Here is a 23,530-nt window from a genome sequence, read left to right on the forward strand (position 1 = left end):
AATATATAAAGCGAGGTATTGCGCTGAAATGACGCGCGAATATGAAAAAAGGGGTTAGTTACCTAACCCCTTTCGGATACTGGTCGGGACGGCAGGATTTGAACCTGCGACCACTTGCACCCCATGCAAGTACGCTACCAGGCTGCGCTACGCCCCGATGTCGCTAAAGCAACAAGGCGTGCATTATAGCGGAATGAACTGGAGGGAACAAACAGGAAATTGGTTTTTAGTGGGCGCGCAGCAGATCAAGCACTTCACGCAATTCGCTCCGCAACAAACCGACATCCAGCTGCGGATAGGCGGATGCAGCGGTTGAACGCTCAACTTGCTTTTCCACCACGGTTTCTGCTGGGGCATCCACTGCCTGCGCTGCATCATCAAGACGATTGCGCGCACCGCTTATCGTGAAGCCTTGCTCGTAGAGCAATTCACGGATACGGCGAATCAGCAGAACTTCATGGTGTTGGTAATACCGGCGATTACCACGACGCTTTACGGGTTTGAGCTGCGTGAATTCCTGCTCCCAATAGCGCAACACATGCGGCTTGACGCCGCATAGCTCGCTAACCTCACCAATGGTGAAGTATCGCTTGGCAGGAATCGGCGGCAACACAACCTTAGGCGCGGTCTCCGGCATAAGCCTCCTCTACCTTTAGCTTGAGCTTCTGGCTGGCATGAAACGTCACGACACGGCGTGCCGTGATCGGGATTTCTTCGCCTGTTTTGGGATTGCGGCCTGGCCGCTCTGATTTTTGACGTAATTCGAAATTGCCGAAACCCGACAGTTTTACACTGTCTCCTGATTCCAAAGCCGTACGTATTTCTTCAAAAAAAGCTTCGACCATATCTTTGGCCTCACGCTTGTTCAGCCCAACCTGTTCAAAGAGCAAATCAGCCAGATCGGCTTTGGTTAATGTCATGCAAATCTCCCAACTACTTTTCTTAACTTTCGCACCATCGCGACGCATTTTCTAAAAACTGGCGCCCCATTGGCGTTCTAATTTCTTAATTCCGCACCATGTTTGGTCTTGAGCAATGCTAGCAAATTACTCATGACGGCATCTGCCTCAGCATCCGTCAAAGTTTTTTGAGTATCTTGCATAAGCACAAGAAATGCAAGGCTTTTTTTGTTTTCCGGCACACCTTTTCCGCGGTAAATATCGAACAATGCAATCTCGGAAACCAAGGCATTTTTGGCATCATTCATGGTATCCAACAGCGCTTGAACCGGGGTTGCTTCATCCACTACCACGGCAATATCGCGTCGTACCGGCGGGAACTTCGGCACCTCTTGGTACCTTGGCACCTGAACTGTTAACAAAGGGGCAAGATCACACTCAAATACCACCGTGCTGCGTGGCAATTGATAATGTTGTTGCCACTTTGGATGCAACTTGCCCAGCCAGCCAATGATCTTGCCATCCAGCAAAACATGCGCAGATTGTCCGGGATGCAGCGCTGGATGCGTGGCTGCCTGATAAACAGCCCGTCCATGCGTCAGGGCATCCACCTGAGCTTTCACATCATAGAAATCCACATCCCGCTCGTCTGCGGCCCATTGTTCAGGCTGTGCAGCACCGTAAGCCAGGCCGGAAACCCGCATGGTTTCAGCATAGCCAGAGTCGGCTTTATGATAGGCGGAGCCAATTTCAAACAGCTTGGCGCGTGGCTGCTTGCGGTTGAGATTGTAAACCAGCGTCTGCAACAGGCCGCCCCACAAGCCGCTACGCATCACGCTCATGTTACTGGCGATGGGGTTTTTCAGAACAATTGCGTCATCATTTCCCAGCAAGTCACGCTCCCAGCTGGCGTCTACAAAGCTGTAGCTGACGATTTCCTGGTAGCCACCAGCTACCAATGCATCTCTTACCCAGGCACGATTCAGCTCGCTACCTGAGGCTGGCAACATGGCTAATGTCGCTTGCGGCGCAATCGCGGGAATATGCTCATAGCCATGCAGGCGAGCCACTTCCTCAATGAGGTCCTCCTCAATTTCGATATCAAAGCGATAACTGGGAGGCGTGATCTCGTAGCAACCATCCGACTCACGCGCCTCGAAACCAAGGCGGGCAAATATGGCCGATACTTCGCTACGCTCCAGCGGGATACCCAGCACAGAAAGCAATCGCTCATAGCGCAATGTCACCGGCTTGCGCGTGGGCAAGATAGATTTGACTTCGACTACATCCCCAGGCTCACCACCGCAAATCTCAAGGATAAGCGCGGTTGCACGTTCCAATGCCTGGCGGGTGCTGCCAAAATCCACGCCACGTTCAAAGCGATACGACGAGTCCGTCGACAAGCCCAGGCGGCGTGCTTTGCCTGCGATCACGCCTGGGGCAAAGTATGCACTTTCCAGGAAAATGTCGCGGGTTTCCAGTGACACAGCCGAATCCAGTCCACCCATGATACCGGCCAACGCCAGCGGGCCATGGGTGTCGGCAATTACCAGCATGTCCTGCTGCAATGTGGCTTGCTGTTGATTCAATAGCGCCAATGCTTCGCCCTGTCTGGCGTAACGCACCTCGATATCACCCTGCAGCTTGGCAGCATCAAAGGCGTGTAAGGGTTGGCCTGACTCGAGCAATACATAATTGGTAATATCGACAATCGCACTGATACTGCGGATGCCGCTACGCTCCAAGCGCCGCTGCATCCAGGCAGGTGTTGCAACAGCAGCGTTCACACCGCGAATACTGCGCCCACTGTAATACGGGCACGCATCGGCTTCTCGTACGGCAATCTTGACGCCAGTGCTGGCAACCGGATTAATTTGATCAATCGCCGGCACCTGCAATGCTGCACCTGTGATGGCGGCCACGTCACGGGCGATGCCGACGATACTCAGGCAATCGCTACGGTTAGGCGTCAACTTCAATGTAAACAGCTGATCATTGAGTTGCAGGTAATCACGGATATCCGTACCGGTTACCGCCTCTGCAGGCAGCTCCAGCAAGCCACTGCTCTCTTCGGCGAGCCCCAACTCCTTGGCGGAGCACATCATGCCAAACGACTCGACACCGCGTACTTTGGCTTGCTTGATGTTAAAGCCAGGCAAGGCTGCGCCCACCATGGCGCATGGCGCCTTCAGGCCCACGCGCGCATTGCTGGCACCGCAGACGATCTGCAGGGGCGTACCCGAACCGACATCAACTGTTAATACTTGCAGGCGATCCGCATCTGGATGCTTTTCTGCCGTCAGCACTTCTGCCACGACGACGTGACTGAAGGCTGGTGCCACAGCATCCATCGCTTCCACCTCAAGACCAGCCATGGTCAAGGCATGACCGAGCTGCTCACTGCTAATGGCAGGATTGACGTACTCGCGTAACCAAATTTCTGAGAATTGCATGATCGTTAACCAAACTGCTTGAGGAAGCGAAGATCGTTTTCGAAAAACAGGCGCAGGTCATTCACGCCATACCGCAGCATCGTCAGGCGCTCAACACCCAGACCAAAGGCAAATCCACGATATTTTTCGCTATCGATGCCCACATGCTTGAATACTTCGGGATGCACCATGCCGCAGCCGCCGATTTCCAGCCAGCCACCATTCCAGCTCATATCCATCTCGGCGGAAGGTTCAGTGAACGGAAAAAAGGAAGGACGGAAGCGCACTTCCAGATCCTCGCGCTCGAAGAAACGCTGCAGGAAATCCTGCACGACACCCTTGAGATTGGCAAAGCTGATGTCTTCATCCACCCACAAGCCTTCCACCTGATGGAACATGGGCGAATGTGTGGCATCGGAGTCCACGCGATACACACGGCCAGGGGCAATGATTTTCAGCGGTGGCGTCTTGTTCTGCATGTAATGGACTTGCACTGGCGAGGTGTGCGTACGCAACACATGCTGTTCATCCACATAAAACGTGTCGTGCATGGCACGCGCAGGGTGATCTTCAGGAATATTCAGGGCGGTAAAATTATAGAAATCGGACTCGATTTCCGGCCCTTCGGCAACATCAAAGCCTATGGAGTGAAAAAGCTGCTCAATACGTGCCAAGGTCAGCGAAACCGGGTGTGCGCCACCGCGATCGTCACGACGCGCTGGCAATGTCACATCCAGCGCTTCGCTGGAAAGCTGGCGCTCCTGCTCCGCGAGCAACAGCGTATCGCGACGCATGCGCAAAGCCTCTTCCACGCCTTGCTTGACGACATTGATGGCAGCCCCTGCCGCTGGCCGCTCCTCAGCCGACAGTTTGCCCAAGCCCTTCAATGCATCGGTCAAGGCACCACTCTTACCGAGAAAGCGCGCCTTGGCCTGCTCCAGATCATTAAGATTGTCACACGCAGCAAAAGCGCTTTGTGCCTCGCTCAGGATGTGATCAAGATGTTGTGTCATATATTCTTGAGACCTTACTTGCATGAACCATGCATCAATAAAACCAGGGCATTTTCATCAGCATTCAGATGTATGAATTCCATAGGGAAATCAACAGCGAAACGGCTGAGGGAAAAACCCAATAAAAAAGGAGGCACAAGGCCTCCTTTTTCAATTGCCGGATTTAAGCGGCAGCAAGGCCCGATTTTGCCAGCTCGGCAAACTTGGCAAATGCCACTTTGTCGAACACAGCCAGATCGGCCAATACCTTGCGATCCACTTCAATCGCAGACTTCTTCAGACCGTTGATGAAACGGCTGTATGTCAAACCATATTCACGTGCACCGGCGTTGATACGCGCGATCCACAAGGCACGGAATTGACGCTTTCTTTGACGACGGTCACGGTATGCATATTGACCAGCCTTCATTACCGCTTGCTTGGCAATGCGGTATACATTCTTGCGACGACCACGGTAACCCTTGGCAGCGTCTAAAACCTTTTTATGACGTGCACGGGCAATGACACCACGTTTTACTCTAGGCATGCTCTATCTCCTTATTGAGTTGGCATCATGGCGCGTACGCGCTTGACGTCAGTTGCGGAAATAATAGCCGTGCCACGCAGGTTACGCTTCTGCTTGGTGGTCTTCTTGGTAAGGATGTGGCGCAGGTGCGAGTGGGTACGCTTAACCTTGCCATTACCCAAGAACTTGAAGCGCTTTTTGGCGCCACTCTTGGTTTTCATTTTTGGCATTTTTTTCTCCTGAAGGAACAATAAAAAAGAGCGATCGGGCATGCCTTTAGCCGCGTCGCTACCTCTTGCTGCTTGATACTGGCAACATTTAGCGCCAGCCATCATCAAAACAGCCCGCTATTATAACGCAATAACGGGCTGAAGTTAATGCACTTACTTCTGCTTCTTGTGCGGACCGAGCACCATCACCATCTGACGGCCTTCCATCTTGGGGAACTGCTCAACCACTGCATGTTCCTGCAAGTCAGCTTCCACACGTTTCAAAAGTGCGAGCCCAAGTTCCTGGTGGGTAATTTCACGGCCACGGAAACGCAAGGTAATCTTGGCCTTGTCGCCTTCCTGCAAAAAGCGGATCAGGCTACGCAGCTTGACCTGGTAATCGCCTTCATCCGTGCCTGGCCGGAATTTGACTTCCTTGACCTGAACCTGTTTCTGCTTGAGACGAGCTTCATGCTGACGCTTGCTTTCGGCATATTTGAATTTGCCGTAATCCATCAAGCGACAGACTGGCGGCTGCGCCTGAGGCGCAATCTCAACCAGATCAATATCAGCTTCTTCCGCTTTTGCAAAAGCCTCATTGAGACTCATGATCCCCAGCGGCTCGCCATCAACCCCCACCAACCGAATCTGTTGTGCTGTTATGTCACCGTTGATTCGTATTTCTTTTTCTTGAGCTATCGCAAATTCTCCAAATTAATCATTAAACGGCCATGCATAAATTTAAACCTTGGCACCCACGTCCGCCTTGAGTCGTTCGATAAACGCGCTCACTGACATGGAACCAAGGTCTTCACCCTTGCGGGTACGCACAGCCACTTGTCCGCTTTGCATTTCGCGGTCACCTGCCACTAGCAGATAAGGCAGCTTCTGCAAGCTATGTTCGCGAATTTTATAGGTTATTTTCTCATTCCTCAAGTCCGAATCGACCCGGAAGCCGTTTTTCCTGAGTTCGGCGACCACTTCCTGCACATAAGCGGACTGGCTGTCGGTGATATTGAGGACCATGGCCTGGACAGGGGCCAGCCATGTAGGCATCGCTCCTGCATAGTTTTCAATCAGAATACCCAGGAAACGCTCCATGGAGCCGACGATGGCGCGATGCAGCATCACGGGGTGCTTGCGCGTATTGTCCTCAGCCACATACTCCGCACCAAGGCGCTCTGGCAAGTTGAAGTCCAGCTGTATAGTACCGCATTGCCAGAGTCGACCCAGGCTATCTTTCAGGGTAAATTCGATCTTGGGTCCGTAAAACGCGCCCTCGCCGGGCTGCAGATCAAAGTCCAGATTGTTTTCACGCAACGCTGCGGCCAGCGATGCTTCAGCCTTATCCCAAGTTTCGTCAGCGCCTACACGTTTTTCCGGGCGGGTGGACAGCTTGACCAGCACATCGCTGAAGCCAAAGTCCTTGTAAGCCTGATACAGCATGACAATAAAGTCCGCCACTTCCTGCTTGATCTGGTCTTCGGTACAGAAAATATGCGCATCATCCTGGGTAAAGCCCCGCACACGCATCAGGCCATGCAAAGCACCGGATGGCTCGTTACGATGACAGGAGCCAAACTCGGCCAGCCGCAGGGGCAGGTCGCGGTAGCTGTGCAGGCCACTGTTGAAAATCTGGACGTGGCCGGGGCAGTTCATCGGCTTCACCGCATAATCACGGTTTTCCGAGGCGGTAGTGAACATGTTTTCACGGTAATTCTGCCAGTGCCCTGACTTCTCCCACAGCGAGCGATCCATGATAGTCGGCGTTCTGACTTCCTGATAACCATACTGGCGGAACAACCCACGCATGTATTGCTCCACCTCCTGCCAAAGACTCCAGCCGCGTGGATGCCAGAAAACCATGCCGGGTGCTTCGTCCTGCATGTGGAAATAGTCCAACTGCTTGCCCAATTTGCGGTGATCACGCTTTTCCGCTTCCTCCAGCATATGCAGATAGGCTTCCAGATCCTCCTTTTTTGCCCAGGCGGTACCGTAAATGCGTTGCAGCATTTCATTGTTGGAGTCACCACGCCAGTAGGCGCCAGCCACCTTCATCAGCTTGAATGCCTTGAGCTTGCCGGTGGAGGGCACATGAGGACCGCGACAGAGATCGGTGAAATTACCCTCAGTGTAGAGCGACACCTCCTGATCTGCCGGAATGGAGGCAATGATTTCTGCCTTGTACGCCTCGCCTATGGACTGGAAATACGCCACGGCGTCATCGCGCGGCAACACCTTGCGGGTGACCTGCTCATCCTTTTTGGCGAGCTCGGCCATTTTCTTTTCAATGGCTTCCAGATCTTCCGGAGTAAATGGGCGCTTGTAGGAAAAGTCATAGTAGAAGCCGTTGTCGATAACCGGACCTATGGTCACCTGGGCTTCCGGGAACAGCTCTTTGACGGCGTAGGCCAGCAAGTGGGCAGTGGAATGGCGAATGACTTCCAGCCCGTCTGCATCCTTGTCAGTAATGATGGCGAGGTCCACATCCTCCGCAATCTCGAAAGACGTATCCACCAGGCGAGGTGCCTGCCCCGGCAATGTCACTTTGCCTGCCAGTGCGGCACGAGCAAGGCCAGCGCCTATGCTTTGCGCAACCGCAGCAACGGTGAGGGGGGCATCGAACTGTCGTTCAGAGCCGTCAGGCAAACGTATTACCGGCATAGTGATCTTTCATACTGTTAAGGGAGCTGCACATGCAAAAGTCGTTGATTTAACGGCTTTCCAGCGTATGGGGGCGGATGTCGCCCAACGGGAAATTATCGCACAAAGCACAAAAACTGGACAACATCCGTAGCCAACTGAATCATGCTAGGCTATTTATATCCCATTTGCGGCAACGCAGGTGCCAGAACCGCCCTCCGTTGCACACGCCTGTATGCCGCACATCCATGACGAGAGCCTATGCAATCAGCCTCACCTGAGAATATAGACATACAAGCCAGCCGTTTTCTGGCGGGATTAGATGCAGAATGGCAACGCCTGGTCACCTTGGTGGGGCCTTGCGCCATCCAGCGCCGCGAGCAACGCGAACCCTATGAGGCATTGGTCCGCGCCGTCGCCCACCAGCAATTGCATGGCAACGCCGCCGCCGCAATCTTGTCCAGGCTGATGGCAAGCTTTCCGCATAATGGCTTTCCCAGCCCGGAGCAGCTTGCATCAGCGGATGAAACACAGCTTAGAAGCTGCGGTCTATCCATGGCAAAAGCCACCGCCATCCGAGGTATTGCTGCAGCCACACTGGCGGGCACCGTCCCCAGCGCCAGGCTCGCTGCAGGCATGAGCGAAGAAGAGCTGATTGCACGCCTCACCTCGCTCAAGGGCATCGGGCGCTGGACGGTAGAAATGCTGCTGATATTTAGCCTGGGACGCAATGACGTACTGCCGGTGGATGATTTTGGCGTACGCGAAGGCTGGCGCCTGCTTAAAAACCTGCCTGAACAGCCCAAACCCAAAGCGCTGGATGTGATAGGCGAACAATGGAAACCCTACCGCAGTATTGCTGCGTGGTATTTATGGCAAGCCGCCGCTCTGGGTAAAAGCGGAGCACTGGTGCGAGACAAGGAGCAAGCCGAATGAGTACGCAAACACAGCTAGAAGAGTTGAAGCAAGCCACACGCCTGGCGATGGCTGGCCAATGGGATGCCGCCCACAACATTGCCCAGGCATCGGGTCATCCAGTCGCAAACTGGATTCACGCCGTGTTGCACAAGATAGAACCCGACGAGGGGAATAGCCGCTACTGGTATGCGAGGACTACGCATCGATATGAGGAATACGAGACACCGGAAGAAGAGTGGCAGGCGATACTGGCGACACTTTCCGAGCTCTGATCTGGCAGGTACAGCGGCCAATAGCTTCTGCCAAGCGGCTTCTGTTTCAATTGCTTTCATTTATTACATTTTTCTGTAACAAATCTCTGTCACAATGCAATCGTTGGTTTTACCCAAGCCAACGATTTCTCAACATCAAAAATCCCAAAAGGACATCATGCTTATCAAGTTTTTCATTCTGTTTGCCATACCCTTTGTTTTTACCGCATTCAGCGCCGGTTTAGGCTGGTTTGCCAATGAAAGCGACGGCGCCATGTTGACCGGCACAACCGGTTTTGTGGTTTCGGCCGCGTGGGCTTTCTACAGCTGGGCGACATCGCCACTTCACCGTCGACAGCCCATCAGCCGCCAGAGCGCAAATCGCTCCCCGGCCGCCACGGTCAAAATAGCTCGTCTTAAGGCGTGCTAACAGTTAAAAAGGCAGCTTGAGCTGCCTTTTTTGTTATCCACAGCTTCCCAATGCATTACACTGGGTCACCACCTGCATCGCGCGCCGCATGCAAACTGGCATTCAACCTATCCACCACTTCGGCCCAATCGGCATCGGCCTGGATGGCTTCGCGCAAAAATGCCGCTTGCGAAAGAGTCCAGAATGGCGCTTCGCTCAATGCCAGACCGGTATGCAAATGACCATGGGTATTGATGAACTCGACAATCGACGCCTCATCCGAAGCCAGTCCAAGCTGCTCAAACAATTGAGCCATTTCATGCGCTGGGCTTTCCATGCAGTACCTCCCATTATTGATCTCACTACCCGTGTGACCGCCATCATGCTATCGCGTTCGCGCTACATTTTCTGGCGTATAGCCAGCACGGCCTGATTGCGCAAGGTGCGCAATAAAGACAACTGTCGCTGCGAAATCTGCATGCTGTTGGCGGTAGGCATATCGGCATAAAACAGGGCGATGGGCTTTCCCTTGATCACAATAGGCAGCAGTAGCAGGCTGCCCGTCGTCACCATGGCGCGATACCAGGCAGGAATTTTGTCCGCAATATTGGGCGCATTGATGTCCGCGATGGAGAGATCGGCGGCCTTGCTGAGCGCGATCTGAAACACATCGGGCGCCGTACTGATGGGAAAGCGAAACTTCGGCAGCATGGCTTCGGCATCTTTGCCAAAACCAAAGCGGGCCGCCATGACATTATGCTTGGCATCGCGTACGCAGATTATCGTGCGCTGGAACTCCATGCCACGATGCATGGTTTCCAGCACCATTTGCATGATGTCATTGAGCTGATGGTCTTCCACCAGGGTATTGGTCACATCCTGAATACCCGCCGACAATATGGCATCGGCATCATGCCGCTCGGCATTGACGTCACTCTCATCGGCAATATGCCCCATATCCAGCCGCGTGATCCCTGCCATGCTATCCACTACAGGAGGCTGCTCCTTGGCAACAGGCTCTTCCTCCCCGGCCCACTGTCGCATCTTTTTCATCAGAGCACTTTGCGCGAGATTGATGCTGACGATACCGGCACGTGCCGACATTTCAGCCAGGCTGGACTCTATCGCCGCACGCAACTGCGGCTCGGTAATCGCCACCGCATCCTTGTAGCGCTTCATGATCTTGCGTATGCCCTGTGTTTGCTGCTCGGCGTTACCATGCGCGATCACCGCACAGAGCTCATTGGCGAGGTTGACCGTGACAGTCAGGGTTTCCAGCTCGCCATACGGCTTGATCACATCGCCCACCAGCCGCTGCATGCCCGCCAGCAGACGTGGCGGGAAATTCCAGCTCTTGGCAACGCCCACGCCCAGCTCGCTATAGCCTATACCCAGCACCTTTACCGCGGCCTTATCCTCGCTGTCGCCCTGCTCCACCAGGCGCGCCACTTCCTGACTTTCTTCAAAGAAGTAAAACGTCGCCAACAGCTTGCCAAGATTACGAAACATGGAACAGATCATGGCCTCTTCGGCATCGCGTATATTGCGGCCGGAAGAAAATTGCGCAGCCAGTATCCCGGCAAAATACGATGACAGCACATCGTCCTTCAACTGCGCCGCCTGTGCCTTGTTCTGAAGAAACTCGAACAGGATCAGCGTCATGGCCACATTGCGCACCGTCTCAAAACCAAGGATCACCACAGCCTTGGAAATCGTATTGATCTTGCCGCCAAACTGCCCATAAGTGACGGTATTCACCAGTCGCAGCAACTTGTTGGTCAGGGCAAAGTCCTGCAGGATGGTCTTGGTGAGAATATTGGTGCTGGCAGACTCGTCATCTACCACGCGATTGATCTCGCTCAAGGTAGACGACAAAATCGGGAAATCACTCTTGCTCTGCATGCGCCGCAGCAAAAACTCCAGCGTGCTGTGCTTGCCGTCGTGCGCGGATTTTTCATCCTCGCGCGTCGGGTCAAGGTATTGCTGCAAAGCCTGATTCATGGCGGCAGCATTGGCATAGCGGTCATCCGGATTTTTTGCCAGCGCTTTCAGGATAATGGCTTCCAGCTGGGCATCCACATGGATATTGCGTTCAGAAGGCGCGGTAGTGGCATCATGCAGCGTCTTCCGCAGCACTTCCTGCACATCATCGCCCTCCACCGCTGGCTGGCCCGTCACCAGCGTATACAGCAACATGCCCAGCGAATAAAGGTCGGCACGCGGCGTGATCTTTTTTCCGGTCACCATTTCGGGCGCCATGTAATGCGGCGAGCCATCAATACGGCCCTGCACTGGCTGGCTGATACTGCGCGCAATGCCAAAATCCATGATCTGCGGCTGGCCGCTGGCGGTCAGCATGACATTAGCAGGCTTGATATCCAGATGCAGCACACCTTGCTCGTGAGCATAGGCAAGCGCATCCAGCAGGCTGCTGACAATCTGCACCGCACGGGTCAATGGCAGGACAGGCTCCGCCTGCAGCAGCTGCGCCAGCGTCTGCCCTTGCACATAGGCATACACCAGATAGGGCGCGCCCTCATGCTCCCCCGCATCAAACAGGGTCACGATATTGGCGTGCTGCAGCTTGCTGACGATGCGTGCCTCCTGAAGCAGCGCGCCCATGCCCTCTTGCGTGGCATGCAGGGTTTTGATCGCCACATCACGGCCCAGATGGCTGTCACGTGCAAGGTAAACAATACCTTGCGCGCCTTTGCCCAGCATGCGCACGATTTCAAAACGGCCGATCTTTGCCGCCATATGCTCTCCACCCATAGATGCGCCTTGCCGCTGAGGGCATGCGCTGTGCTGTTATTGAACTGCTGGATTTATTATCCTGTGATCCAACATAGCATATCCGGCCTTAAAGCCAAACGAGGAAACGCTAAATCTTGAGTTTGCTTCTTGCCAGCGCAGATGCGGCGGTGCGGGTTTCTACCCCGAGCTTGGTAAATACATGCTCGAGATGTTTATTGATGGTACGCGGACTGGTACCGAGGATGTCACCGATATCGCGATTGGTTTTGCCCTGAATCGCCCAGTACAGCACCTCCGACTCGCGGCGGGTGAGTTTGAAGGTCGTCATCAGCGCCTCAATCTTGGCGGCATCCGACTCTTCGTGCAGCAAGATCACCCACTGGTCATCGTTATCGATTTCCACCAGGGTAAAAATCAGGCGGCCACTGCCTTGCGGAATGGTCAGCGTCGGCTTGTTGAGCCCGACAATGCCGCCATCAAACAGCTCTTTCAGCCAGCGCACCAGCTCCGGCGGCATGGAAGCGCTATATTCCGGCATGGTCTCTTCACCAAAATAACGCTCCATCCACTGCCGCGCCAACGGTGTCTGCCAGACAATCTTGCCGGTGCCCGGCGTCACGGCGATCGCGGCCTGGCCAAAGGCATCGAGCACGCCACGGGTCTGGTGCACCAGACGCGATGTTTTGAGATGCGCGCTGATCCGTGCCAGCACCTCCGCCGTGCGTATGGGCTTGGTCACATAATCAGCCCCCCCCGCCTCAAACCCGGCCACAATGTTTTCAGATTCGGTGAGGCCCGTCATGAAAATCACCGGGATATGCCGTGTCACCAGCTCCTGCTTCAGGCGACGGCATACCTCAAAGCCATCCAGTCCCGGCATGATGGCATCCAGCAGAATGACATCAGGCTGCGCCTGTGCCGCCGTCGCCAGCGCCGTGGCGCCATCCTGGGCAATCAGCACCATAAAGCCGGATTCATCCAGAGCATCATGCAATACCGCCAGGTTATCCAGCACGTCGTCAACGATTAGAACAACCGTCTGCGCGCTACGGTCATCATTCGCTTTTTTCATGGAGACTCACTTCTTCCAGTATTTTTCGCATGGCATCGAGCTGAAACTCTTTCAACAGCCGCTGCATCAGAGTGACAAAGGGGCCGTATTGTGGGCCCAGCAAGGCAATAATCTCGAGTTTTTCGGCCACACCACGCACAAAACCGATTTTCAGGAATGACTGCAACTCATGCAGAAACTCCGGTGGCGGAAACAGCAAAGGCTCCTGCGGTGGTGGAGGCGGCTCCTCGGCAACCCTCTCGGCGCGTGTCACCCACTCCAGGCCCAGGCGGTTACCCATCCAGCCCAGCAGCTCAAACACATTCACGGGCTTGAGGATAATGTCTTCGGTCGGAATCCCGGCCGTGTTTTCCAGCCCCTTGTCGAAGGCATTGGCCGACACGATGCCAATGCAGACATCGGACTGATGCACCTTACGAATGATATAGCTGGCCTCCCAGCCATCCATCACCGGCATCGCCAGATCCATCAGTATCAGATCAGGGCGGAAATTGGGGTAGATTTCCAGGCATTCGCGACCATTGGCCGCCTGCGCCATTTCAAAGCCCAGCGGTTCCAGGATATTGATGATCAGCTCGCGGTCTACATGCTCGTTATCCACCACCAGCACCCGGCGACGCGGCCCCAGATAGGCCACTGGCTGCGCAATGATCACCGACTGCATTTCGTTGCTGCTGTGGATTTGCGGCAGAAACAGGCGTATCTGGAATACCGTACCACTGCCCACCACACTGCGCACACTCAGCTCGCCGCCCATCAGCTGCGTCAGCATCTTGCTGATGGTCAGGCCCAGGCCGGTGCCCGCCACCGTGCTGTTATTGGCCGCACTTCCACGGGCAAAAGGCTCGAAGATTTCGTCCAGCTCCTCTTTCAGGATGCCGGGGCCGGTATCCTCAATCTCAATCACGGCCAACTCGCGTGCATAGCGCAGCCGGAAAATCACGCCGCCCTGCCGGGTGAATTTCACGGCATTGCCCAGAATATTGATCAGAATCTGGCTCAAGCGTTTCTGGTCGGCACGCACCATGCCGGGCAAATCGCCGGTGAGCTGGTAACTGAAACTCAAGCCTTTATTACGAGCCTGCAGCTCAAACATGTCGACCACCTGCTGGATGAACTCGGGCAAGCGCAAGGGCTTGATATCAAAGGTGAGCTTGCCGCTCTCGATACGGGCAATATCCAGCGTGCCTTCAATCAGCGAAAGCAGGTGCTCTCCACTGCGGCGAATCACGCGAATGGCGGGCTGGCGGGCGGCGGGAATGGAAACATCGTTGTCCAGCAACTGCGCATAGCCGAGAATACTGTTGAGCGGCGTACGCAGCTCGTGACTGATCCCGGTGATATAGCGGCTCTTGGCCTGATTGGCCTGCTCGGCCACCTGGCGCGCCAGTTGCAGCTCGGCGTCGGTTTGCCGGTGCAGCTCGATTTCGCGCAACAGCAAGCCGGTCTGGCGATTGGACTCCTCTTGCGCCACGCGGCGGCTTTCACTGGTAAGCACCAGCCACCAGGCAATCACAGCGCTGGCAAATACCAAGGCCGCAAATACCTTCAGAAAAGCCAGCCTGAGCGGCGTCAGCAATGCTGCCGCGGCGCTCTTCTCCAGAATCAAGGTTTCATGGAAATAGATCAGCCCGAGCAAAGCGCCCAGAAATGCCAGCGTCACGCCCATCAGCAACAGGTAGTTACTGAGACCGCTCTGCAAATAGGACCACAAGGCCTTGGGGAACAGAAACTTGAGCATGTCCTGCCACTGCTCGGAAAAGCGCGCCTGCGGCTTGCAGGCATCGTTGCAGCGGGCATCCAGACAGCAGCACAGCGAGCAGATGAAGCCCTGGTAAGCCGGGCAGTTGGCCATGTCATCGGTTTCATAATCATTGCCACACACCGAGCACTTGGCAATGCGCATGGGAATGCTGGATTGCGGCAGCGTGAACTTGAATGGCTCACGCGCAATGTAATAACGGCCGCGTGTCGCCCAGGCAATCAATGGCGATGCTAGCAAGGCGGTAAACAAGGCGATAAAGGCCGAGAATGCCTGCGCCTGCTGGCCGAAGCTGCCAGAAAACGCCAGGATGGAGAGCAACGAAGACAGCAGCATCGCCCCTACCCCTACCGGATTGATGTCAAACAGATAGGCGCGGCGGAATTCAATACCCTTGGGGCTCAAGCCCAGCGGTTTGTTGATCACCAGATCGGCCACCACGGCAGCGATCCAGGCAATGGCAATATTCGAGTAAAGCCCCAGCACCTGCTCCAGCGCCTGGAACACATCGAGCTCCATCAACATGACGGCGATCAGCGCATTGAACACCATCCATACCACGCGTCCGGGGTGACTGTGCGTGAGCCGCGCGAAGAAGTTCGACCAGGCGAGCGAGCCCGCATAAGCATTGGTCATGTTGACCTTGACCTGCGAGATCACCACAAACAAGGTCGTGACACCCAGCACCACCTGCGGGGATGAGAAGACATAATTAAACCCTGCCATGTACATATGCGTGGGGTTGATCGCCTGCTCATGGCTCACGCCCTGCTCAATCACCAGATACGCCAGCAGCACACCACCGAGCATTTTGAGCATGCCCAGCAATATCCAGCCCGGCCCTGCCAGCAGAACACCCGCATGCCACTGCCATTTGTTCTTCTCGGTTTTTTCCGGCATGAAGCGCAAGAAGTCGACCTGTTCGCCTACCTGCGGAATCAAGGCCATGCCGACAGCAATGGCGGCCCCAAACATGAGCAGGTTGAAATCGCCATGCAGGCCGGAGCTGCCGCTGTAAGCATGCAGGCGATTGAGAATGTCCGGATCTTTATAGATCACAAAAATGAAAGGCAAGGCCAGCAGCACCAGCCATACCGGCTGGGTGATCATCTGGATACGGCTGACCAGTGTTACCCCGTGCGTCACCAATGGAATCACCACCAGGGCGCTCACCATATAGCCTATCCACAAGGGCAGATGGAAACAGAGCTCCAGTGCATAGGCCATGATGGCGGCCTCCAGCGCAAACAGGATAAAGGTGAATGACGCGTAGATGAAGGAGGATATGGTCGAGCCGATATAGCCGAAGCCAGCGCCACGGGTCAGCAGATCCATGTCCACGCCATACTTGGCCGCGTAATAGCTGATGGGCAACCCGGTCATGAAGATGATCAGGCCGACGGCCATGATGGCCCAGAACGCATTGATAAAGCCGTAGTTGACGGCAATGGTGCCGCCTATGGCCTCCAGCACCAGAAAGGAAATGGCACCGAATGCGGTATTGGCGACACGCAGCACCGACCATTTGCGGAAGGAGCGCGGGGTAAACCGCAAGGCATAGTCTTCCAGGGTCTCATTGGCGACCCATGTGTTGTAGTCGCGGCGTATCTTCACGATACGCTGCGTCGCCATGGATTCGCCGTTCAATTTCCCCGGATTGACTGTTCCGTCTGCCATCTAACTCCCGCCATATTGCGCAGCGATACGCGCTGCTGTCTTGTTATTTGTCTGGCACAAACCTGCCCCACTTCATCTTACGCAAGCCAAAAACTTTTGGCACTGCGTCAAATGACGTATTTCACATGCATGCAGCTTCCATGCCCGCCATCAAGATGGTCAATGGTTTATAACATCAAAAGCAAAAACATCGGGAAATCTACCGCAGGAAAGCGCGATGTATCAGTTAATCACGATTCAGATGGGGACAAAGGTTCCAGCGACGCCCATCCAGGACGGACAGGCGTTATTGCACATTCAGGCAAAGAGCATCCAGCTGCCCGCCAGGGCAATCACACCTCCCGCGGCCGCTTGTAAGCGTGCAGGCAATGCCATGCCGCGCGAAGTCAGCAACAAGCCAGCAACGTGCAGCAGACTGGTGGCGGCCAGCATGGCAGGCAAGACTGCCCATGCCGCGTGTGCGGCGAGTTCAGTACCATGGGCAAGCCCATGCAGCAGGGCAAACAGTGCCACCAGACTCACTTGCCAGATGGGTTTGACCACTACCTGCAAGGCGATCAACAGACCTATCGCCATGACACTGGCCGCGATACCTGTCTCCATGGCAGGCAGGGTCAGCCCTGCCATGCCGGCCAATGCGCCCACCAGCATGACCAATACAAATGTCAGCGGCAATTGCCAGCGGGCAGCCCCGCCCAATCGCCCAGCCCACATACCCACCGCCAGCATCACCAGCAGGTGATCCCATCCGGTCAGCGGATGCATGAAGCCTGCGGCGGCGCTCTCCATGCCATGACCGGGATGGGCCAGCGCCAGCGCGGGGGACAGTAGCAAAGCCATCGCGGTCAGGCCAGTTGTTTTAAATACATGATTCATGGTGGACTCCTGTTAATGGGGTTAGCGTGCTGCGCATTTACTGCATCAGCCCCTGTTTTTCGATAAAGCGCACAATGTCTTCCAGGCCTTGTCCGGTCTTGAGATTGCTGAACAGGAATGGCCGTTCGCCGCGCATGCGCTTGGCGTCGCGGTCCATGACCTCCAGCGATGCGCCTACCATGGGGGCAAGATCAATCTTGTTGATGACCAGCAAATCGGACTTGGTAATGCCAGGGCCGCCCTTGCGCGGAATCTTCTCGCCAGCTGCCACATCGATCACGTAGATCGTGAGGTCGGACAACTCAGGGCTGAAGGTGGCGGCGAGGTTATCACCACCGCTCTCGACAAACACCACATCCAGTGGTGCAAAGCGCTGACTGAGCTGCGCCACCGCCTCAAGATTCATGGACGCATCTTCGCGAATGGCGGTATGCGGGCAGCCGCCAGTTTCCACGCCGATAATGCGCTCCGGGCTCAAGGCTTCGTTGCGGGTCAGAAACTCGGCATCTTCCTTGGTATAAATATCATTGGTAACGACGGCAATGTTGTAGACATCGCGCAGGCGCTTGCACAGCGCCAGTGTCAGGGCCGTCTTGCCGGAGCCGACCGGGCCGCCTATGCCAACGCGCAGCGGTTCAGTGGTGTGTTCTGTTGATGTACTCATGTTGTGTTCCTTGCCTTGATCTCACTGTTCATTGCGATGGTGGCTACCCCGTCAGGAGCGGAATAGCCTGGTATATTGCGTTTCATGGCGGCAGCCAGCAATGCTGAGTCCGGGGCAGAAGTTGCTGATGTCATCATCCGCCAGGGCCATGGCGCTCGTCACCAGGGCTGGCAATCGCCCTCCCAGTTCCAGCATGATTTTCTGCCCGGCCACTTGCCCCAGAGGCACCGTTTTCATGGCCGCAGATGCCTGGTTTTCCAGCCAGGACCAGGCATAGGCATGCAAAGCCTGCTCAGGTGAAATCTGCCACTGCTCGGCAATGCCGGCATATACCGTAATAAATGCTGGATGCGGCATCGCTTGCAGCTGCGTCAGCCAATCGGCAGGCAGCGAGTCAAACTCGCTCAGCAAACGGACCAGTGAATACCCCATCTGGCGGCTTTCGGCATGCGCTTCGGCAGTATCGCGTCCGGCCTGGTAAAACGCATCCCACTCACTGACCGCTGACTGATCACGGGCCGCCCACGCCCGCATCAGGCGGTGCAAAAGCGGCAACTCGAACTGCCCCTGATACATCGTCAGCACCGCCCCTATCCAGGCTTCGGCACTGGCTTTATCGGTGACATCACCACACTCTATCGCCCACTCAAGGCCTTGCGAATAACTGTAAGCCCCTACCGGCAACATCGGGCTTGCCAGCTGCAACAAGCGTGAAAGAGCCAGGGCCTTATCCGGCATGGCGTTTCAACCGCATGGGCGGGCGCAGGTTGCCGCCAGCATCCTCATCATGATGATGGCGATGGCCGCCGCCATAGGCACCAGCTTCTGGCTCGAAAGGCGCCTGCAGTTCCTGTACCGTCACATTCAGTCCCAGCAGCATGTCTTTCAGCACGTGATCCTGCTCCAGCCGCAACCAGCCATTGCCCACTTGCAAAGGCACATGCCGGTTACCCAGATGATAGGCAGCCCGGGTTAACGTAGGGGCATCGGCAGCCGTCACATCCATCACCGGCTGCTCGGCCGCCAGCACTTCAACAATGCGGCCATCTTCGGCGCGCAGGCAATCGCCGCCACGCAGGATGGTACCGCGCTCCAGCAGCAAGGCGGCTTCCTGGCCAGACTGCAAGGTGACGCGCAACCGGCTTTTCTGGCGACGATCAAATGGCAATGCCACCCGATCATCAATGTGGTCGTGGCCAACGGCCCGTTCAAATATATTCAGCATCTCGCTCATTGAGTCTGCGCTTCCCTCTGACTTGCGCTCGCCATACAGTGCATCCAATTAAAACAGGAAATAGCGCTGCGCCATGGGCAGCACGGTGGCGGGCTCGCACACCAGCAGCATGCCATCGGCACGCACGGCATAGGTTTCGGTATCCACATCTATCGTTGGCATCCAGCCATTGTGGATCATGTCTTTTTTCTTGACGTCGCGCGTGCCGCGCACGGCCACCAGCGGTTTTTGCAAGCCTAATGCCGCCAGCTGCGGATTATGCAGCGCGGCTTGCGAGACAAAGGTCACCGAGGTTTTCAAGCCGCCGCCATAGGCGCCGAACATGGGGCGATAATGCACAGGCTGCGGCGTGGGAATGGACGCATTGGGATCGCCCATGGCGGCTGCGGCAATCATGCCGCCCTTGAGGATGGTGGAGGGTTTCACACCAAAAAATGCCGGGCGCCACAGCACCAGATCCGCCAGCTTGCCGACTTCGATGGAGCCCACTTCGTGCGCAATGCCATGGGTCAGCGCGGGGTTGATGGTGTACTTGGCGATATAGCGCTTGACGCGGAAATTATCGTTACGCGCCGTATCTTCGGCGAGTGCGCCACGCTGCACTTTCATTTTGTGCGCGGTCTGCCAGGTGCGGATGATGACTTCGCCGACGCGGCCCATGGCCTGCGAATCGGATGACATCATGGAAAAAGCCCCGAGGTCATGCAGGATATCTTCGGCGGCAATGGTCTCGCGGCGGATGCGGCTCTCGGCAAAGGCGATGTCTTCGGCGATGGCCGGATCGAGGTGATGGCATACCATCAGCATATCCAGGTGCTCATCGATGGTATTGACGGTGTAAGGACGGGTTGGGTTGGTCGAAGACGGCAACACATTGGCAAAGCCCGCTGCCTTGATGATGTCCGGCGCATGGCCGCCACCCGCACCTTCAGTATGGAAAGTATGGATAGTGCGATCCTTGAAGGCGGCAATGGTGGTTTCGACAAAGCCCGACTCATTCAGGGTATCGGAGTGGATGGCCACCTGCACATCCATGTCCTCCGCCACGTTCAGGCAATTGTCGATGGCGGCGGGCGTAGTGCCCCAGTCTTCATGCAGCTTGAGGCCGATGGCGCCTGCTTCCACCTGCTCCACCAGCGGCTGCGGCACGCTGACATTGCCCTTGCCCAGAAAGCCCAGGTTCATGGGGAAGGCATCGGCTGCCTGCAACATGCGGTGGATATGCCAGGGGCCGGGGGTACAGGTAGTGGCAAAGGTACCCGTTGCCGGGCCGGTGCCGCCGCCTATCATGGTGGTGACGCCCGACATCAGGGCCTCTTCAATCTGTTGCGGGCAAATGAAATGGATATGGGTATCGATGCCGCCAGCCGTCACGATCATGCCTTCGCCAGCAATCACCTCCGTTGCGGCCCCAATGGCAATGGTGACACCGGGCTGAATATCCGGATTACCTGCCTTGCCAATCGCGGCGATACGGCCGGCCTTGATGGCAATATCGGCCTTGATGATGCCTGTGTAATCGACAATCAGCGCATTGGTGATCACGGTGTCCGCCACCTCAGCCGCGACACGCTGGCCTTGGCCCATGCCATCGCGTATCACCTTGCCGCCGCCGAACTTCACTTCTTCGCCATACAGCGTGTAGTCTTTTTCCACCTCGATCCAGAGATCGGTATCGGCCAGTCGCAAGCGGTCGCCCACCGTGGGGCCAAACATTTCGGCATAGGCCTGCCGTGTAATCTTGACGCTCATTTCAATGCTCCCATGACCTTGCCGGCAAATCCATAGACCTTTCGGTCCCCGCCCAGTGCTACCAGTTGCACGGTGCGCGTCTGCCCCGGCTCAAAACGCACGGCAGTGCCCGCTGCGATATCCAGCCGGAAGCCGTAGGCGGCCTGGCGGTCAAAGTTCAAGGCGTCGTTAGTCTCGTAAAAATGGTAATGCGAGCCCACCTGTATCGGCCGGTCGCCAGTATTGGCGACATCCAGCGTCACCGTGGCACGGCCATCGTTGAGAAGTATCTCGCCTGCTTCTACCTGCATTTCACCAGGAATCATGACATGTCTCTTTTCGTTAACGATTGCGTGGCAGACCATCAGGGAATGGGGTGATGGACGGTGACCAGCTTGGTACCATCGGGGAACGTCGCTTCAATCTGGATTTCAGGAATCATCTCGGGCACGCCCTCCATCACATCGTCACGTGTCAGCAGCGTGGCGCCATAGCCCATCAGCTCGGCCACGGTCTTGCCGTCGCGGGCGCCTTCCATGATGGCGGCGGAAATAAATGCCACCGATTCCGGATAATTCAGCTTGAGTCCGCGCGCCTTGCGACGCTCGGCCAGCAGCGCGGCAGTAAAAATCAGCAATTTGTCTTTTTCTCTTGGGCTTAATTCCATCGTTTGCCTCGTTTCATCCTCTTGGCATTTCGCCAACTCATTCTGTTCATAGCAAGCCGCTTTCTACCATTTCACACCCGTTATCACCAGGCCCTGGATACGCAGTGAACGCCATCTGCTGGCTACACGCTGCGGTGCCAATGCTCATCAGGTGTTCCAGATACGCGGCCGCACTGCCTCGCGCGCACCATACCAGGGACGCAAGCACTGCCATAGGGTCTCAAAATAATGCCGGGCTTCCGGAGCAGAATTCCCCAGGTAACGCGCCACCACAATCTCCGGCAAGGCAGTCACCCCAACCCGCGCTGCCGAGGTCACCGTCAGCGCCTGGCAATCCGCCAGAATATCCTTGGGCAAACTCCCAGCTGCCACCACAAAACTGCCATGCACCAGGGCCTGATGAAGGCCGACAGGCGAACGCATGACCAGGGATTCTGGATGCCAGTGACCACGCTCCTGCCAGATAGACCGTCCATCACGACGGATGGTAAAGCGCTGGCGCACACCACCGTGCTGCCATTGCTCGCCGCGCGCCTGACGGCCAAAGCACTGAATATCCCATCCGGCAAAAACAGCCTGGCCGGTCAGGTGAATGTCGGCTTCGAAGTGCACGTCAGCACCATCAAACAATATATTTTCCTGCGGCAGCCATTCCAGTTGTGCCTGGTCAGCCAGATGAAACTGCAGTGCCTGACTGGCGCGACGGCCACCGGATCTATACCACTTGCCCGCACCGGGAGTGGTCAGCAAAGCCTGCGATTGCGACCCCAGCGTGGCTTGCAAGGTCAGCTGATCACCGCCGGCAACACCACCGGGCGGATGCACGATAATGCCATGACAAAGATCAGGTCCTTCCGGATGCAGGCTTTTCTGTATGACCAGCGGCCCCTGATGGGCGCGGCGAACCAGCGTGCTGCGTTGGTGACTGACGGCAAACTCCAGCTCCAGCCTGGCCTGCCAGCCTGCGGCATATGCGCCGGATAATGCGGTAAGCGCCTCATGGGAAATCTGGTTCATACCGCATCATGACATAAAAAAATGGAAAAACGGACTGCGAAAAGGGCCGACTGGCAGTCTGAAAGGGCCTGCCAGTCGGGGGATACTCCCGGTCGCTCACACCGAGAGGTAACTCTTGATCTTGGCCGCATCCACTTCTTCACGCTTGTTTTCGTGGATGAATTTACCCTTGTCGATCACGATGATGCGGTCGGCAATTTCCATGGTAAAGCTGAGCACCTGCTCGGACACGATGATGGTGATCTCGCGCATTTTGCGGATTTCATTCAGCACCTTGGCAATGTCCTTGATGATGGAGGGCTGTATGCCCTCGGTGGGCTCATCCAGCAGCAATACCTTGGGGTTGGTCACCAGTGCGCGGGCAATCGCCAGTTGCTGCTGCTGACCACCGGAGAGATTGCCGCCCTTGCGGTTACGCATCTCGAACAACACCGGGAACAAGGCATAGATATCCTCGGGTATTTCCCGGGTTTTGGATTTCTCCATGCCGGTCATGATGTTTTCCTGCACCGTCATGGTGGGGAATATCATCCGGCCCTGTGGCACATAAGCCAGGCCCTTGGCGACACGTTCATGGCTTTCGTTGCCATTGAGGTCTACACCATCCACCGTTGCCTTGGCGGCCTTGCTGGGCAGGATGCCCATCAGCGACTTGAACAGCGTGGTCTTGCCCATGCCATTGCGGCCCATGATGGCCAGGGTTTCGTTGCGCTCAGCCTTGAAGCTGAGGCCGTGGATCACCTGGCTCTGGCCATAACTCACATTCAGGTCTTGAATTTCAAACATCGTCTGTCTCC

At 55.9% G+C, this 23,530-nt stretch carries 24 protein-coding genes and 1 tRNA gene; 3 read left to right on the top strand and 22 right to left on the bottom strand.

Going from position 1 to position 23,530, the window contains the following annotated elements; all coding sequences use genetic code 11:
• Window positions 1–80 precede the first annotated feature (80 nt).
• From LG203_RS09985 to thrS, 9 genes are all read right to left on the bottom strand, one after another.
• A tRNA-Pro gene (locus tag LG203_RS09985) sits at window positions 81–157 on the bottom strand.
• A 69-nt stretch (window positions 158–226) separates the two neighbouring features.
• Window positions 227–637 carry a MerR family transcriptional regulator gene (locus tag LG203_RS09990; RefSeq protein WP_230345634.1) on the bottom strand — a complete coding sequence of 137 codons (411 nt, stop codon included), beginning with the start codon at window positions 635–637 and terminating at the stop codon, window positions 227–229.
• Complete coding sequence (locus tag LG203_RS09995) at window positions 618–920, bottom strand: integration host factor subunit alpha (protein WP_013441555.1); 303 nt, start codon at window positions 918–920, stop codon at window positions 618–620. The genes LG203_RS09990 and LG203_RS09995 overlap by 20 nt, the downstream gene beginning before the upstream one ends.
• A gap of 77 nt (window positions 921–997) precedes the next feature.
• The gene (gene pheT, locus LG203_RS10000) at window positions 998–3,352 is read right to left on the bottom strand and encodes a phenylalanine--tRNA ligase subunit beta (protein ID WP_230345635.1); all 2,355 of its coding nucleotides are present in this window, start codon (window positions 3,350–3,352) and stop codon (window positions 998–1,000) included.
• A gap of 5 nt (window positions 3,353–3,357) precedes the next feature.
• Window positions 3,358–4,344, bottom strand: a complete 987-nt coding sequence (gene pheS, locus LG203_RS10005) for a phenylalanine--tRNA ligase subunit alpha (RefSeq protein WP_230345636.1) — start codon at window positions 4,342–4,344, stop codon at window positions 3,358–3,360.
• A gap of 163 nt (window positions 4,345–4,507) precedes the next feature.
• Complete coding sequence (rplT, locus tag LG203_RS10010) at window positions 4,508–4,870, bottom strand: 50S ribosomal protein L20 (protein ID WP_013441552.1); 363 nt, start codon at window positions 4,868–4,870, stop codon at window positions 4,508–4,510.
• An 11-nt stretch (window positions 4,871–4,881) separates the two neighbouring features.
• Window positions 4,882–5,079, bottom strand: a complete 198-nt coding sequence (rpmI, locus tag LG203_RS10015; protein WP_013441551.1) for a 50S ribosomal protein L35 — start codon at window positions 5,077–5,079, stop codon at window positions 4,882–4,884.
• Between the two features lie 153 nt (window positions 5,080–5,232).
• Window positions 5,233–5,757, bottom strand: a complete 525-nt coding sequence (gene infC / locus LG203_RS10020; RefSeq protein WP_015829557.1) for a translation initiation factor IF-3 — start codon at window positions 5,755–5,757, stop codon at window positions 5,233–5,235.
• A 42-nt stretch (window positions 5,758–5,799) separates the two neighbouring features.
• Entirely contained in the window at window positions 5,800–7,722 is a 1,923-nt protein-coding gene (gene thrS, locus LG203_RS10025; protein ID WP_230345637.1) for a threonine--tRNA ligase, read from the bottom strand.
• Window positions 7,723–7,962: 240 nt separating this feature from the next.
• On the opposite strand from thrS, the gene LG203_RS10030 reads away from it, so the two are divergent.
• From LG203_RS10030 to LG203_RS10040, 3 genes are all read left to right on the top strand, one after another.
• Window positions 7,963–8,637 (top strand): DNA-3-methyladenine glycosylase family protein, encoded by a 675-nt coding sequence (locus LG203_RS10030; protein WP_230345638.1) that lies wholly within the window; start codon window positions 7,963–7,965, stop codon window positions 8,635–8,637.
• Window positions 8,634–8,891, top strand: coding sequence for a hypothetical protein (locus LG203_RS10035; protein WP_230345639.1), 258 nt, complete (start codon window positions 8,634–8,636; stop codon window positions 8,889–8,891). The genes LG203_RS10030 and LG203_RS10035 overlap by 4 nt, the downstream gene beginning before the upstream one ends.
• Window positions 8,892–9,048: 157 nt before the next feature.
• The gene (locus tag LG203_RS10040; RefSeq protein ID WP_013441546.1) at window positions 9,049–9,300 is read left to right on the top strand and encodes a hypothetical protein; all 252 of its coding nucleotides are present in this window, start codon (window positions 9,049–9,051) and stop codon (window positions 9,298–9,300) included.
• 55 nt (window positions 9,301–9,355) lie between these two features.
• On the opposite strand, the gene LG203_RS10045 is transcribed toward LG203_RS10040, so the two are convergent.
• From LG203_RS10045 to urtE, 13 genes are all read right to left on the bottom strand, one after another.
• Window positions 9,356–9,616 (bottom strand): DUF2789 domain-containing protein, encoded by a 261-nt coding sequence (locus LG203_RS10045; RefSeq protein ID WP_230345640.1) that lies wholly within the window; start codon window positions 9,614–9,616, stop codon window positions 9,356–9,358.
• 62 nt (window positions 9,617–9,678) lie between these two features.
• Window positions 9,679–12,036, bottom strand: coding sequence for a serine/threonine protein kinase (locus LG203_RS10050; protein WP_230345641.1), 2,358 nt, complete (start codon window positions 12,034–12,036; stop codon window positions 9,679–9,681).
• A 124-nt stretch (window positions 12,037–12,160) separates the two neighbouring features.
• Entirely contained in the window at window positions 12,161–13,105 is a 945-nt protein-coding gene (locus LG203_RS10055) for a response regulator transcription factor (RefSeq protein ID WP_230345642.1), read from the bottom strand.
• Entirely contained in the window at window positions 13,089–16,544 is a 3,456-nt protein-coding gene (locus tag LG203_RS10060) for a hybrid sensor histidine kinase/response regulator (RefSeq protein WP_230345643.1), read from the bottom strand. The genes LG203_RS10055 and LG203_RS10060 overlap by 17 nt, the downstream gene beginning before the upstream one ends.
• A gap of 297 nt (window positions 16,545–16,841) precedes the next feature.
• Window positions 16,842–17,420 carry a HupE/UreJ family protein gene (locus LG203_RS10065; RefSeq protein ID WP_230345644.1) on the bottom strand — a complete coding sequence of 193 codons (579 nt, stop codon included), beginning with the start codon at window positions 17,418–17,420 and terminating at the stop codon, window positions 16,842–16,844.
• 37 nt (window positions 17,421–17,457) lie between these two features.
• On the bottom strand, window positions 17,458–18,084 hold the full coding sequence (gene ureG, locus LG203_RS10070) for an urease accessory protein UreG (RefSeq protein WP_015829551.1): 627 nt from the start codon (window positions 18,082–18,084) through the stop codon (window positions 17,458–17,460).
• Between the two features lie 51 nt (window positions 18,085–18,135).
• The gene (locus tag LG203_RS10075; protein ID WP_230345645.1) at window positions 18,136–18,822 is read right to left on the bottom strand and encodes an urease accessory protein UreF; all 687 of its coding nucleotides are present in this window, start codon (window positions 18,820–18,822) and stop codon (window positions 18,136–18,138) included.
• Complete coding sequence (ureE, locus tag LG203_RS10080) at window positions 18,812–19,309, bottom strand: urease accessory protein UreE (protein WP_230345702.1); 498 nt, start codon at window positions 19,307–19,309, stop codon at window positions 18,812–18,814. Before ureE ends, LG203_RS10075 begins: the two co-directional genes overlap by 11 nt.
• 57 nt (window positions 19,310–19,366) lie before the next feature.
• Window positions 19,367–21,070, bottom strand: a complete 1,704-nt coding sequence (ureC, locus tag LG203_RS10085) for an urease subunit alpha (RefSeq protein ID WP_230345646.1) — start codon at window positions 21,068–21,070, stop codon at window positions 19,367–19,369.
• Complete coding sequence (locus LG203_RS10090) at window positions 21,067–21,375, bottom strand: urease subunit beta (RefSeq protein ID WP_230345647.1); 309 nt, start codon at window positions 21,373–21,375, stop codon at window positions 21,067–21,069. The genes ureC and LG203_RS10090 overlap by 4 nt, the downstream gene beginning before the upstream one ends.
• A 38-nt stretch (window positions 21,376–21,413) precedes the next feature.
• Entirely contained in the window at window positions 21,414–21,716 is a 303-nt protein-coding gene (gene ureA, locus LG203_RS10095) for an urease subunit gamma (RefSeq protein ID WP_013441535.1), read from the bottom strand.
• Window positions 21,717–21,863: 147 nt separating this feature from the next.
• Window positions 21,864–22,733, bottom strand: coding sequence for an urease accessory protein UreD (locus LG203_RS10100; protein WP_230345648.1), 870 nt, complete (start codon window positions 22,731–22,733; stop codon window positions 21,864–21,866).
• A gap of 96 nt (window positions 22,734–22,829) precedes the next feature.
• Complete coding sequence (gene urtE / locus LG203_RS10105; RefSeq protein WP_013441533.1) at window positions 22,830–23,519, bottom strand: urea ABC transporter ATP-binding subunit UrtE; 690 nt, start codon at window positions 23,517–23,519, stop codon at window positions 22,830–22,832.
• Window positions 23,520–23,530: the final 11 nt, after the last annotated feature.

This window comes from Methylovorus mays (assembly GCF_020531915.1).
GTDB classification, from domain to species: Bacteria; Pseudomonadota; Gammaproteobacteria; order Burkholderiales; family Methylophilaceae; genus Methylovorus; species Methylovorus mays.

Coding starts and splice junctions, on each gene's coding strand:
- LG203_RS09990 (WP_230345634.1), bottom strand. CDS start 637: ATGCCGGAGACCGCGCCTAAGGTTGTGTTGCCGCCGATTCCTGCCAAG.
- LG203_RS09995 (WP_013441555.1), bottom strand. CDS start 920: ATGACATTAACCAAAGCCGATCTGGCTGATTTGCTCTTTGAACAGGTT.
- pheT (WP_230345635.1), bottom strand. CDS start 3,352: ATGCAATTCTCAGAAATTTGGTTACGCGAGTACGTCAATCCTGCCATT.
- pheS (WP_230345636.1), bottom strand. CDS start 4,344: ATGACACAACATCTTGATCACATCCTGAGCGAGGCACAAAGCGCTTTT.
- rplT (WP_013441552.1), bottom strand. CDS start 4,870: ATGCCTAGAGTAAAACGTGGTGTCATTGCCCGTGCACGTCATAAAAAG.
- rpmI (WP_013441551.1), bottom strand. CDS start 5,079: ATGCCAAAAATGAAAACCAAGAGTGGCGCCAAAAAGCGCTTCAAGTTC.
- thrS (WP_230345637.1), bottom strand. CDS start 7,722: ATGCCGGTAATACGTTTGCCTGACGGCTCTGAACGACAGTTCGATGCC.
- LG203_RS10030 (WP_230345638.1), top strand. CDS start 7,963: ATGCAATCAGCCTCACCTGAGAATATAGACATACAAGCCAGCCGTTTT.
- LG203_RS10035 (WP_230345639.1), top strand. CDS start 8,634: ATGAGTACGCAAACACAGCTAGAAGAGTTGAAGCAAGCCACACGCCTG.
- LG203_RS10040 (WP_013441546.1), top strand. CDS start 9,049: ATGCTTATCAAGTTTTTCATTCTGTTTGCCATACCCTTTGTTTTTACC.
- LG203_RS10045 (WP_230345640.1), bottom strand. CDS start 9,616: ATGGAAAGCCCAGCGCATGAAATGGCTCAATTGTTTGAGCAGCTTGGA.
- LG203_RS10050 (WP_230345641.1), bottom strand. CDS start 12,036: ATGGCGGCAAAGATCGGCCGTTTTGAAATCGTGCGCATGCTGGGCAAA.
- LG203_RS10055 (WP_230345642.1), bottom strand. CDS start 13,105: ATGAAAAAAGCGAATGATGACCGTAGCGCGCAGACGGTTGTTCTAATC.
- LG203_RS10060 (WP_230345643.1), bottom strand. CDS start 16,544: ATGGCAGACGGAACAGTCAATCCGGGGAAATTGAACGGCGAATCCATG.
- LG203_RS10065 (WP_230345644.1), bottom strand. CDS start 17,420: ATGAATCATGTATTTAAAACAACTGGCCTGACCGCGATGGCTTTGCTA.
- ureG (WP_015829551.1), bottom strand. CDS start 18,084: ATGAGTACATCAACAGAACACACCACTGAACCGCTGCGCGTTGGCATA.
- LG203_RS10075 (WP_230345645.1), bottom strand. CDS start 18,822: ATGCCGGATAAGGCCCTGGCTCTTTCACGCTTGTTGCAGCTGGCAAGC.
- ureE (WP_230345702.1), bottom strand. CDS start 19,309: ATGCTGAATATATTTGAACGGGCCGTTGGCCACGACCACATTGATGAT.
- ureC (WP_230345646.1), bottom strand. CDS start 21,070: ATGAGCGTCAAGATTACACGGCAGGCCTATGCCGAAATGTTTGGCCCC.
- LG203_RS10090 (WP_230345647.1), bottom strand. CDS start 21,375: ATGATTCCTGGTGAAATGCAGGTAGAAGCAGGCGAGATACTTCTCAAC.
- ureA (WP_013441535.1), bottom strand. CDS start 21,716: ATGGAATTAAGCCCAAGAGAAAAAGACAAATTGCTGATTTTTACTGCC.
- LG203_RS10100 (WP_230345648.1), bottom strand. CDS start 22,733: ATGAACCAGATTTCCCATGAGGCGCTTACCGCATTATCCGGCGCATAT.
- urtE (WP_013441533.1), bottom strand. CDS start 23,519: ATGTTTGAAATTCAAGACCTGAATGTGAGTTATGGCCAGAGCCAGGTG.